A 12,827-nucleotide genomic window follows, 5' to 3' on the forward strand; every position below is an offset into this window, starting at 1 on the left:
TCGGCTACTCGTCTATCACGCTCAACATATCAGGCGCGCTGTTGACTTGCCAGACGTAAATGAGCGGAAGGAATGCCAGAAATCCAAGGATGACAGATGCCAGGATGCTGAACACGCCGAAAACGACCAGTATCAACCTCACATCGGGCCAGCCTTCCGGAGGGGTCAAACGGGTCAGAAGAAAGAACAGCAAGCCCAGGATAAACGAGGCGGTCGCCAGGCCGCCAAGGACCGCTGTCCACGGCAATGCCCGCTGGATGGAAGCCCGTCGCACGCCATAGAGACGGCCCGATCGTCCATTGATTAGCACGGTTCTGGCTACCTCTCCATCGTGGTAATGGGTCAGGTAAACCGGGAATAACACCATGCTCCAGTTCATATCCCCGAACTCCGGTGACCAGTCGAATTCACGCCAGTGATCAGCCTGGCAGGCCTTTTGGCAATCTTCAGATGCCCTGGCGCGGATAATGGGCTCAGCATCGGACCAGGCGTCATCCGGCAAACGATCAGGCAGGCGCGTTACGGTATCTCTTGAATTGTCGGACAACGTTTCCGCTTGCTGGGTTGCGAACGGGCCGATCGTCGCGTCCAGCCAAGTGTCTTCCTCCAGCGCGGGCGCCTCGACATTGTGGTAGATTCGATCAAGGCGTCCGGCGCGAGGCTCCCAACGAATGCGGGTCTCCGTGATCTGCTGGGATCGCCATCCCGATGCATTGTCGCTATAGTCGTCCTGGTGGCTGACAACCTGGTAGTCGAAACCGGCATCGCCGTTCCATGTGCTGGACACACTGGTGTCCACCAGCCAGCGGGGAAGGAAAATCTTTTCCGCGCGATCGACAAGATTCTGCCAGTTCAGATCGCCCGGCGCGAACCACAGGCCGGAAACGAAGGACTTCAGGCTGGCTGATACCTGCTCGTCGGTCACTGAGAACGGGACCACCGACTCCACCGGATAACGAGCGGCCAGTGGCACGGGCCCATCCGCAGGCACCAGGTTGTCACTTCCGCATCTGGGACATGAATGCAGTTCGATGGTCTCCGGGAGCAGAAAACGCCACTGGCATCGCATACACTCGACGGTGGCTGATTCTGGCTGTGGTTGCGAAAAAGAACTGGTCTCGCTGTCCATTTGTTTCAACGGGCCTGGCTGAGGAAATTCTCAACGGATTCGACAGTCTGGTTGGCAACACCCGTGGTGTTGAGAGCGATGGCTCGGCGCAGGAGTTGGAGAGCTCGAATGCCGCCCACGATCAAGCCAACAAATGCCAGCAGGCCAAGCACCCCGGAAAGGCTCCCGTCGACGCGGCCGCGTGCAACTGCTGCAACGACAATCAGCAGTAGAGGCACGAGAATCCAGGCCGCAGTTACTGCCAGAACCCTGCGCCAGTCTACCGGTCGGGAACCTGTGATTGTCCCGGTCTCTCCGTTGACCAGCACCTGGTAGGTCTTGTCGTCGTAATTGTAGGCCCCCAGGTAAAAGGGCAGTAAAACGTAGCGCCAGGTCTCGTCGGCAAAATCGAGGCTCATGCTGAAGTTGCGGATCTGGCCCGAGCTTGGCTTGTCTTTGCAGACCCGGCGAATCTGTTCGCGCATCTCGTGCCGGGCGGTGGACCAGGCTTTTTCCAGCGATACTCCGTAGGCCTGGGCATTAATCCCTGCCAGGAAGGAGGGTTCGTAAGGCACCAGGCTATCCAGTTCGAAGTCCTTCAGGCGTGCCAACAGGGACGGTTCCACGTGCTGGCTGCCGTGGACCAGCAAATCATCAACGACCGATCTCTCCGTGCCATCTTCCCAACGCCACTCCTTTTCATCCTTTTTCGGGCGTTTTCTGAACTCAAAGCTACCCAGATCGAAATAAGTTTCCTCTTTATGGACGTAGACTTCCGCTTTCCATCGGGCAGCCAGCGTCGAGTCGAAAGTCCAGGCCGGCAGGTAGATGGCCTTGAGCGTCGCGCGACTGGCCACCCCTCGTAGCGCTCGCGGCAGCATCCAGCTATTTCCCAACCATTTCCTGGCGATGTCACGGACGGCATCTTGCTCCAGTTGAAAGGGGATCAGACACCTGGGCCGCAGTTCATCGCTCGGCGCCCTCCGTTGCACGACCTGATTGGAGGCGCAGAACGGGCATGTGTGGGAAAGGGCATTGGGGGGAATGGACGTTTCTGCGCCGCAATTCTGGCAACTCAGTTCCTTGCGCTCAATTCCCCAGCCAATTGCGGCCCGATTGACTACGTCGACAGTGAATTCGAAATCGGGCGCTGCCCGCCCCACAGTTTCCTTTTCGGGTCCCTGGTAAAATCCGCAATAGGTGCAGGCCAAGCCTCCCTGTGAGATGGCATAGGCTGTGCCACTGCCACACTGAGGGCAATCAAATGTGGTGATTCCGTGCGAGTCTCCCCAGCCGGACAGCGCAGGCAGAGCCGGGCAGAAGACTTCGATTCCTTCCACGGCCGAGTCGATGGAGACGTAACCTTCGGGGGGGAATTGGGCGGTCATGAGTCGTTCTCTTGTGAGTAGCGCACTTCGAAGTGTATTATACAGCCCTTTGCGGTGACCGGGAAGTCCGGAAGTGAATCGTCGGGGAAAACGGTTACTCAGGCGGGGCCAAGCCCTGCCCCTGCGAGTCGTGACGAAAAAAAAGTGCGCGGCATGGCATAACCATAATTAACCCAGCACTTGCCACGAGCTCACCTGCAGCCACTCGCTGTCCCATTGATCCCTCATCCAGCGGCCGGTGACCAGCAGGGGTTGCCACGGTCTTGGGTTGTCAATTCCCTTGGGCGGCATGGCAAGCACGTATCGGTTCCCGTTGGACAGGAAAAAGCCCTGCCCGCCGGTCCAGCCGGGTATACGATAACCTGCCGCAGTGATCCGGTGACCTGCATGCCCGCGCAGCATATCGAGTGGTGTACTGTCGGCCGGCAGATCGGTGACCAGGTCCAGCGGGTTAACGCCAATGGGGTCGCCCAGGAGATGTTTTTCCCAGTCGAATTGCTGCTGTGCTGACTCCGTTGGCACGTCAGGTGTCGGGAAGTCGAAGGCCAGTTGGGTCGCGCTGCCCGCCCGGCGGATCTCCCGCAACTCGGCCAGCAGCCCGTTGCGACTGGATGCCAACCCGTCCAGCGCGCCACACTGGATGAGATGGGTGATTTCCTTTTCCTGAAAGCAGACACGCTGCAACAGGTCCCGCAAGCTGCCGAACTTCCCGGCGCGACCGGTTTTCACGATGGCGGACACGGTCGCCCGTCGCAGGTCCCTCACCTGGCCCAGTCCCATCCATAACACCGGCTGTGCTTCCCGGTCCGAAGAGGCTTCGAAAGCCAGGGTGAACTCGCGTCCGCTTTGGTTGACATGGGGCGGCCACACATCGATTCCCAGCTGGCGCGCCTCCGCCATGTAGACGGCGGGATGGTGGAATCCTCCCCTTTCCGCCAGGCGGGCGCAGAGGAACTGGGCGGGGTAGTGGGTCTTCAAATAGGCAGAACGGTAGCTGACGTCGGCATAGGCGGTGGCGTGGCCCTGGTTGAAGCCATATCCGGCGAAGGGAATGATCTGGTCCCACAGCCTGTTGGCCTGCTGTTCGCTGAAACCAGACTCCTGGCAGCCCCGGATGAACACGTCCTGCGTTTTTTTCATCTCCTCCGGCTGGAACTTGCTCATGCCGCGGCGCAGGCGGTCAGCCTGCTGCCAGTCGAGGCCGGCGATCTCCGTCGCCACCCGCAGAATCTGTTCCTGGAAGATCAGTACGCCCTTGGTGTTGCCAAGAATCGGTTCCAATGTTGGGTGCAGGTACTCGACAGGTGCTTCGCCCCGGTAGCGCTGGATGAAGACCTGGGCCATGCCTCCGGCGGCAGGACCTGGTTTGAAAAAGGCGTTGGCCACGGCCAGATCTGCCAGAGTGCGCGCCCTGAGCTGGCGCAGGGTTCGCTGGGCGCCCGACGAATCGCATTGGAAGACGCCGATGGTGTTTCCCGCTTCCAGCATGGCAGCGGTGGAGGGATCATCCAACGGAATGTCGGCCAGGCGAAAGTTGGGATCGACATCGCGCTGCACCAGTTCCACCGTGTCGGCCAGCACGGTCAGGGCCCGAATCCCCAGCAGATCGATCTTGGGCAGGCCGATGGCTTCCACGTCCCGGTGGTCGAACTGGGTGATCAGGAAACCCTTGGCGGTCCACTGCACCGGCACGGTATCCGCCAGGGGCCCGGGTGTGATCACGATGCCGCCGGGATGCACGCTGAGATGGTGCGGCTGGCCTTCCAGCGCGTACGCGTTGGTCACGACCTGGCGCAGCTTTTCGGACATCCCGGGATCGTTGGTCAGCTTCTGCGCCTCGGCCAGCACCTCCTCCGCCGATTTCTTCGAGCGGCGCCGCGGATCGGGATGGCGCCGCCCTGGTAGCAGCCTGATCACCTGACCGGTCAGGTGATCGTCCAGGCCGTAGGCTTTGGCAGTCTCGCGGATGGCCGACTTCAGGCGCATGGTGCTGATGGTGCCCACCAGGGCGACCCTTTCCTCTCCGGGTGTTGTATTGGTCGCGGGCAGATCGTACGTTTCTCGTACATACTCCAGCACCTGGTCCCGGCGCCGGCTGCAGAAATCCAGGTCGATATCGGGGGGATCCAGGCGAGCCGGGCTGAGGAATCTTTCGAAGAGCAGGTTATGGGCAACGGGATCTACCGTAGAGATGCCGGTGCAGAAGGCTACCAGCGAGTTGGCAACGCTGCCGCGGGTGCTAACCGGAATATCCTGGCTACGGGCGAAACGCACAACATCGGCTACCAGCAGAAACAGGGGAGCGTAGCCGTGGTGGTCGATGCTGTCCAGTTCCCTGGTCAACCGTTCCTGAATATCGCCGGCCGGATTTGGCCCGTAGTGGCGAATCAGTCCCTCGCTTGCCAGGTCGCGGAGGGCAGCCCTGGACGTTTTCCCAGGGGGTAGCTTCAGGGCCGGCCAGATGGGACTGCCATCGGGCAAAGCTGGCTGGCATTGGTGGGCGACGTGCATGGTCGTTGTCAACGCCTCTGGGAAGGCCTCGAACCGCTCTGTCATTTCGGCTGGCGACAGCCAATGAAGATCGATCTGGCCGTCACCGAGATTTGGCAAAACGGCGGGTGGCACATCCTTGAGTTGCAGATTGTGATCGATGGCAGCCAGCAGACGAAGACGCGGGGTTTCTCTTCGGCTGAGCGTGTAAACCGGTTGGACGGCGACGGTTGCGATTCCGAAGCGATTGGCCAGCTCGACCATTTCCTGGTTGACCGGCAGGCTCTCGCGGCCATGGTTTTCCAGCGCCAGGTAGAGCCTGTCGTCGAACAGCCCGGCCAGCCGGCCCAGGATGGCCACAGCTGCCTGTCGGTTGCCCAATCGCAGGCTGCGTTCGATCCAACTGCGCCTCCCGCCGGCGATGCAGATCAGACCATCGCGCCAGTCCTTGAGGGTGTCCCAGCCGAGGCCGTGCCTGGCTCGGTCCAGCCGGTCGGGATGGCCCTGGATGGCCGTGGATAGCCGGCAGAGGGACCGAAAGCCGGCCGGTCCCGTGGCCAGCAGCACCAGGAGGTCGGGGCCCAGCTCGTCGACAGGGAGGAGGCCGGGTAGTGGTGCCAGGGAAAGAAGAAGGCCGGTGATGGGTTGGATATCGGCCTGTTGGCAGGCCTTGTTGAAGGCCACCGTCCCGACCAGACTGTTGGTGTCGGTCAGTGCCAGGTGACTCAAGCCATCGGCCACCGCCCGTTGGACCAGGGATTCTACCGAGGCAGTACTGCCCAGCAGGCTGTACTGGGAATGGACGTGCAGATGGGTGATGGGCGAAGGGGGTGGGCTGTTGGCGCTCATGCCGTCATTGTAGCGCATGAGGGGAAAGGGGCCAAGGTGTTGTCGCAAGAACCGATCACTGGTCTATCGAATTGACCGAGATAAGGTTCCAGCAACAAAAAGACACCGGCGGCAAACAATAGTATATGAGTACATGTATGCTTTGATCAACCTCGACGACCTGAGACATTGGGGAATTGTACCGCATATGATCCGGATCATATTCAACGTTGGGGAGGTGTGGTAGAGTCAGGACAGACAGAACAGGGTTCGAAGAAGGAACCGAGGGGTCGCCTGGCGGGGCCTGTGGGGTTTTGACGGCCAGGGGCAACCGGGGAACAGCGAACGGAAGGACGTCATGTCATCGCTGAAGGAACGGATGCTTCGATTTGTGATCTGCCTGGCACTGGTGATACCGGGTGCGCTGGTGGGACCTGGGGCAGCGGTAGTGGGACAGCCGACACCGAAAAGCCTGCTGGGTTCACCGACCCGCTTCAATAGGGCACTTCTCGAATCGAATCTCAGCGAGACAGTCGCGGTGCCGGAAAACCCGGTGACATCGGAACTGGTCGCTTCAATTGCTCAAACTTCGATCAAAGGGTTCGAGCCAATCAGCGGAACGATCGCATTTGTGTCAAAGAGGCGGAATTTCCGGGACCTCGACATCTGGCTGATAGATCCTGTTTCGGGAGAATTATTCCCAATCACTTCAGATGAGGCCCATGATACCCAACCACGTTGGTCGTCGGATGGTCGGCTGCTAGCGTTTCGGTCCCAATGGCCTGATTATCATTCGACTATTTGGGTTTTAGATGTGACCACTGGTCAGATGATCGAGATGGAAGCAACTTGCGAATATTGACTGATGAGCCCGGATATGATGGCGATGCAGCTTGGCAACCACCGCTTATTCAGGACAAGTAATAGGAGGTCAACGCCTCTTCGCTGAGCCCTTCTCTACCAACCCACCAGTCTCCCTGACAGGGAGGGCATCACCCGGCAGCGATGGCCCGTTTCACCACCCGCCATGCCCTGGCAGTGGCCTGCTGCAACTCCTCGGTACCGAAGGCTGGATTCCATGCCTGCCACAGCTCATCGCTGACGACCAGCAGGTTCGCCACCGACACGCCGCGAAAGCGCCCCAGCGCATACATTGCCGAGGTTTCCATATCAACGCCCAACACGCCTCGCGCGGCATACCCCTCGATGGTGCTGACCAGCTCGCGATAGGGCGCGTCGGTGGTCCACTGGGAACCCCGGTGGGTAACGCAACCTTCCCGCTCGGCAGCCGTTTCCAATCGATCCACCAGCGCTGGATCGGGCGCCAACGGCGTCCCTGGTGTCACGTAGTGCAGGGAGGTGCCTTCCTCGCTGAGGCAACTGGTGGGCAGCAAAATGTGGCCCACCGGCGCCGTTGGCTGCAGGCTGCCGGCCCATCCCAGGCCGAAGAAAGTTCGCGCGCCGCAGACAATCATCTCCTCCATGACCATGATTGTGCCTGGTGCGCCCACGGGCAGGTGGGCGATGGAAACCGGCCGGCCGTCGATCTGGCCCACGTAGAGCGGATTGCGCGCCTTGTAGGTCCAGTGTTCCGATGGCCGGGCGCTGATGTCGCCGGCAAAAAACTCAACAGCCTTGCGGCCCCAACAGACAACCACCGTGGGCGCGACGCCCAGGTCTTCGATCGAGATTCCGCGCCGATTCAGCGAGTATCTCACTGACATTTCGGGGGTAAAGCGTTCGGTCATGCTGTTTTCCTTCACGGTGAAATTTCCTGACCAGACCTGGTATGGATCGCAGACCTGTGCTGAACGTAGCCGAAGTGTGACGCCGATAAGCGCTGATCAATCAAACAGGATCAGAGAAGATCAGCGAGAATCTGCGCCGAAGGTCTGCGAAAACAGCGGCCCTCTGCCCAGGTCTGCGGTTTCTTTGGGTCAGTGCTCGGCGGCGTCTAGTTTTCGCGCCAGACTACTGTATGGCAAGGGGGATCGCCATCGTTTCCCGGAAGGTGATCGATGACGACCGCAGCGCTTGTCTGGTTTCCTGATGCATCGACGATGGTCAGTGTGTAGCGATTGGAAAAGTGGTTGAGGGGAAAGTCGAAGTGACCGAAATCGTCGCCACCGCTCTTGCTGACTGCGTCCGCCCGGTTGCCCCACTGGTCTTCCATGACGACGTGCACCCCTGCCACGGGGCCGCCCGCCGCGTTGAGCACCTGGCCGAGGATATAGTTGCCCGGGCACGAATGGTGGTGCTCAATCGGCTGGGCGAGAGAGTAGCTGCCCGAACCCGATCCAGACCAGATCGAAGCCACAGGAATAGCGTCTCCTCCAGGCAGAACGCCCACATTTGGATCCATTGCCGCTGCCATGTCAACCAACACCTGGATCGAGGGCTCACCCTTCGCAAGCATGAGGGCGAGGGCCCTGGGTGCGACCTCTCCCAACGCGTCGCAGGGGCCAAGATCCACCGCCGTGGGGTTGCGCAGGCTCCAGGCGGTGGCGTGCAGTCGCTCCCGGGCCAGATCCTCATCTACCTCAGACTGATTGCCATCGACCGATCCTGCTGTCGGAATTGGCAACCCCGGCGCGTTGGGAAGGGTGAGCACCGCACGTGCAACTGCAGGTTCCGCCTGGCAGAAGGCAGTCCACCGGGAGCCTTCGCCCTGGTCGGCAAACACGGGTGCCGTTGGCACCAGGTCTACGCTGTCCGCCAGGGGACCCAGTTCAGACCCGGCCAGTTCGGCGATCTCCAACCACTCCCGGGTGAACAGCTCGCCTCCCTCGCGGCAGGCTGCCCCCGGCGGGCATGCCGTGATCGCCGGTTCCGTTGGTTCATGCGGGTCAGGCCAGACCAGCACATCCTCCGGTTGGTTGAACTGCCAGCCCGTTTCGTCGAATGGTGCACCGATCCGCGCCATAAGAGCGGGGTCATCGACAACCCCCTCCATGAAATCATGCCAGATGGGGGCCGCGCCTGTCAGGCCACTGGTGTCTTTCATGGGATGCCCATCGCTGTTACCGGCCCATACGCCGGCAACCAGATAGGGGGTGTATCCCAGCGTCCAATTGTCTCGCCAGTCGCTGGTCGTGCCTGTTTTGGCAGCCGCAGGTTTGCTCAATTTGAGGGGGCTATTGTCGCTGAATGCCGGGGTGCGCGCAACATTGTCGCTGAGGATATCGGTCACCAGAAACGCGGCTGCCGGCGAGACCACCTGCTTCGGCTCGGTGGGCCCGTAGAGATCGACCACCTTTCCCTGGCTGTTGCGCATCGAGAGGACCGGTCTTGGCTCGACATAACGTCCACGGTTGGCCAGGGTTGAATAGGTCTTGGTCAGGTCCAACAAGGTCAACTCACCGCCGCCCAGGGTGAGGCTGAGCCCATACCACTCGCTATCGCGTGTCAAACTGTCTGCACCCATGGCGCGGGCGTTTTCCAGCATGTTCTCCACGCCCGCCATGTCCAGCAGTTTCACCGCCGGGATGTTGTAGCTGTTGGCCAGGGCGCTGCGGGCGGTCACCGGGCCGTGGAAGATCTCGTCGTAGTTGGTCGGGGTGTAGACGTCGGTAGCGCTGACGGTGAAGGTAACCGGAATATCCCACAAGATCGTTGCCGGACTGATCAGGTTTTCGTCGAAGGCTGTAGCATAGAGGATAGGTTTGATGGCGCTGCCTGGCTGGCGCGGGCTGATTGCCACGTTGACCTGTCCGTCGATCTCCTTGTCGTCGAAGTCCGCGCTGCCCACCATGGCCAGGATCTCGCCGGTTTGCGGCCGCGTGGCAACCAATGCACCGTTGGTCAGGTCGTGGCGAGGCTTCAGTTCGGCCACATTCTCCGCCACCACCGTCTGGGCCAGATCCTGGAGTTTCAAATCGAGGGTCGTGGTGATCTGATAGCCACCGCGGCGGACAGCACCGTCGCCCAGCCGTTCATCCAGGGCTGTTTCCAGGTAGTGCAGGAAGTGGGGCGCACGATCCTCACCAGGGCCAGTATCGTCAATCAGATGGACTGGTTCATCGTAGGCGGGATTGGCCTCACTGGGCGTGAGGTAACCGTGGCGGACCATCAGATCGAGCACAACCCGCTGGCGCGCCCGGGCGCCGTCCAGGCTCTTAAAGAGATCGAAGTTGGCAGGCTGCTGCGGTATTCCCGCGAGCAGGGTTGCCTCGGCCAGTGTCAGATCTTTGGCCGGCTTTCCAAAATAGACTTGGGCGGCCGCCTCGGGACCATAGGCCAGGTGACCGTAGTTGGCCAGGTTCAGGTACATTTCCAGCACTTCATCCTTGCCGAAAAGCAGGCTCAGTTCCTGGGCAAGCCCCGCCTCCAGCATCTTGCGGTCCATCGTCTGGTCGTAGCGGTCGTCGGCGCCGAGGAAGAGGTTGCGCGCCAGTTGCATGGTAATGGTGGAGGCGCCCGAAACGATCTCACCTTCCTGGACATTTTGCATTGCAGCGCCGGCGATGCGGGCCGGATCGATACCGGCGTTGTTGTAGAAGGATGCATCCTCGGTGGCAATGGTCGCATCGATTAGGTCCTGAGATATCCTGTCAAGCGGAAGCCAGGTGCGGCGACCCTCCTCCCAGAACTCGCCCAACAGGTCACCGTGCCGGTCGGTGACGCGGGTGGTCTGAAACACCCGCGGTTCTGGCCCTGGCTGGTAACGCTGCAAATAGATTTCGACGGAACCAAGCACATCGGGCGCGGGCCGTTCCCCCAGCTGATTGGTCTGGACGCAAGCAGCCGCGAGTAGTGATATCGACAGAATCCCCAACAGCAGCGACACCAGTCTTCTGGTTGTCAACTGTTTTCGCTCACGCCTGCTGTTTTTGCATTGCGTGTTATGGGAATCCATTCGGGTGCTCTTCCCTTCTGCCGTTAACAATTGATCGTTGACCACTGACAATTGACCATTAGCAAGTTCGTTACTGACTTTGATAGCGGCGAACGTTTTCCAGATGATCGTCATAGGTGCGGCTGAACACATGCCGGCCAGTGCCGCCCGGTTCGGCGACGAAGAAGAGAAAATCATGCTCCTCGGGATGGAGCACCGCCTCGATGCTGGCCAGACCCGGTGCCGCGATGGGACCTGGCGGCAGCCCTTCGTAGAGGTAGGTGTTGTATTGGCTGTCAACCCCTTTGTATTCGGAGAGGTAGACCGGCGTTTTCCACCACTGGCCCGAATCTGGCTGGTAGCCCATCGCATACTGTACGGTAGGATCCGCCTCAAGCCGCTTTCCAATGTCCAGTCGGTTGAGATAGACGCCGGCAATCGCGGGGCGTTCCTCATCCAGGACCGCCTCTCGCTCGACGATGCTTGCCAGGGTCAATACGTCGTGCAGTTCCATGGCCGTCGCTCCTGAGGCCACGGCGTCCCAATAAACCGGCATCACCCGCGCGCCGAATTCGTCCAGTTGGCGGCCCAACAGATCGGCCACCGTGGCGTTTTCGGCAAAAATTTCGTAAGAACTGGGGAAGAGATAGCCTTCCAGGCTGGCTCCGGCCGGCAGGAAAGCAAGGAAATCGTAGCTGCCTCGCCGATTGTCGTCAAGGATACTCAGGTCGGCGGCGCTGGCTGCCCGCCGGTACTCGGCACCATTCATGCCACCTCGTTGACTGAGATAATCGGCGGCCTGCTCCAGCCGCCAGCCTTCAGGAATCCTGACGGTAATGCCAGGCGCAAGGGCCTCTTGCAGGGCCTCAGCGATCTCTACCGGGGTCATGTGGGGGCTCAACAGGAACGATCCCGCCTCCAGTTTCCTTGCCAGCCCCGTCGAACGTACGTAGGCCTCAAAAAGCAGGGCATCGTTGATCAGGCCTTCTTCCTGCAGTTTCTGCGCGATGGCTTTGGCTGGCGTACCCGGTTCGATCAAAAAGGTCTGCGGGGCTGCTTGCTCGCTCCTGGCCCGGTGTAGATGTTCCTGGTTGGCCTCCAGGTAGACTCCCAAGGCGGAATCGCTGGAACACCCCATCAACGCGAGTCCCAGCAGAATCACCACGAGAAGGAGGGTGATCGATCTGGTCCGACTATCCAGTGCGCGCATATCCTGCAGTGATGTGTTCGTTGTTATCATCGATATCACGCTGCTTCCATGAAAAATGTTCAGGATAACGAAAAGACAATGACCTGGCCTGGTACCGGCATTATACCCGATTGCAGCCCTGGAGGAAACTTGAATCTTCCCTGCGCGCATGGTCCTTTGTCCCGAGGCTCGAAGGAACATCGACACCAGATTATCGAGGCATGAGGCCTGGCGCTGCTTGCTGGTAAACGGGACCTGTGCTACCCTTGCCCAAGAGGGAACTGACAGGTGCATGCACGTATGAAGGAGGTGAAGTCGTGGCCGAACTTTCAAATCTGAAGATGCGATCGGAACTCTATTACTATGTTGCAAACGTTACCGCCGTTTATGACGGCGATACTGTTACCGTCGACCTGGACTTGGGGCTGGGTGTCTGGCGAAAGAACCAGAAGATCCGCCTTTGGAAGATCAATGCCCCGGAAGTACGAGGGCCGGAACGTACGGAGGGCCTGGTGGTCCGCGATTATGTGCGTGGGCTTGTCCACGGCAAGACCCTTCTGTTGCGAACGATTCTGGACAAGCGAGGCGCGGATAAGACGGGCAAGTTTGGGCGCCTGCTGGGCGAAATCCTTGTCGACACAGGCGATGATGAGTCGCTCAACGTGAATCAGCATCTTCTGGATGAAGGCATGGTCCTGCCCATGACCGAAGGCGGGGCTGCGGCCGCTGCGCCGGGTCTGACCAGAGCCCCCGAGGCTATTGCCTGTCCCTACTGCGGGGAGATCCGGGCGGTCGATCCAGCCACACGCCTGGTCGAGGTTTGCCCCAACTGTCTCGACGGACCCTACGAGTACTAATTCGGTTGACATAAAACGTGCCTGGTTGCGGCGAATCTCCACACGGCACTTGCGGCGGGCTCAGTCATGAGACCGGCCCCAGCAGGGTAGACAAGACTTTCTTCGGTTTGATTCGCGGAATGCTCCCACGTTC

General features: G+C 60.2%; 8 protein-coding genes. 2 read left to right on the top strand and 6 right to left on the bottom strand.

Features of this window, described 5'->3' with window-relative positions; translation table 11 throughout:
- Positions 1-4 precede the first annotated feature (4 nt).
- From U9R25_00720 to U9R25_00730, 3 genes are all read right to left on the bottom strand, one after another.
- Positions 5-991, bottom strand: coding sequence for a hypothetical protein (locus U9R25_00720; GenBank protein ID MEA3334403.1), 987 nt, complete (start codon positions 989-991; stop codon positions 5-7).
- Between the two features lie 143 nt (positions 992-1,134).
- On the bottom strand, positions 1,135-2,496 hold the full coding sequence (locus U9R25_00725; GenBank protein MEA3334404.1) for a hypothetical protein: 1,362 nt from the start codon (positions 2,494-2,496) through the stop codon (positions 1,135-1,137).
- A gap of 168 nt (positions 2,497-2,664) precedes the next feature.
- Positions 2,665-5,883: a DNA polymerase III subunit alpha gene (locus tag U9R25_00730; protein ID MEA3334405.1), complete on the bottom strand. Its 3,219-nt coding sequence runs from the start codon at positions 5,881-5,883 to the stop codon at positions 2,665-2,667.
- Positions 5,884-6,172: 289 nt separating this feature from the next.
- Here U9R25_00730 and U9R25_00735 point away from each other — a divergent pair, with 289 nt between their 5' ends.
- Positions 6,173-6,676 carry a hypothetical protein gene (locus U9R25_00735; GenBank protein MEA3334406.1) on the top strand — a complete coding sequence of 168 codons (504 nt, stop codon included), beginning with the start codon at positions 6,173-6,175 and terminating at the stop codon, positions 6,674-6,676.
- A 130-nt stretch (positions 6,677-6,806) separates the two neighbouring features.
- On the opposite strand, the gene U9R25_00740 is transcribed toward U9R25_00735, so the two are convergent.
- From U9R25_00740 to mltG, 3 genes are all read right to left on the bottom strand, one after another.
- Positions 6,807-7,562 carry a nucleoside phosphorylase gene (locus tag U9R25_00740; protein ID MEA3334407.1) on the bottom strand — a complete coding sequence of 252 codons (756 nt, stop codon included), beginning with the start codon at positions 7,560-7,562 and terminating at the stop codon, positions 6,807-6,809.
- Positions 7,563-7,768: 206 nt separating this feature from the next.
- Entirely contained in the window at positions 7,769-10,618 is a 2,850-nt protein-coding gene (locus U9R25_00745) for a transglycosylase domain-containing protein (protein MEA3334408.1), read from the bottom strand.
- Between the two features lie 121 nt (positions 10,619-10,739).
- The gene (gene mltG / locus U9R25_00750) at positions 10,740-11,888 is read right to left on the bottom strand and encodes an endolytic transglycosylase MltG (GenBank protein MEA3334409.1); all 1,149 of its coding nucleotides are present in this window, start codon (positions 11,886-11,888) and stop codon (positions 10,740-10,742) included.
- Positions 11,889-12,154: 266 nt separating this feature from the next.
- Between mltG and U9R25_00755 the strand changes: the two genes are divergently transcribed.
- Entirely contained in the window at positions 12,155-12,694 is a 540-nt protein-coding gene (locus U9R25_00755) for a hypothetical protein (GenBank protein MEA3334410.1), read from the top strand.
- The last annotated feature ends 133 nt before the right edge of the window (positions 12,695-12,827 follow it).

The organism is Chloroflexota bacterium (assembly GCA_034717495.1).
Lineage (GTDB): Bacteria > Chloroflexota > Anaerolineae > JAAEKA01 > JAAEKA01 > JAYELL01.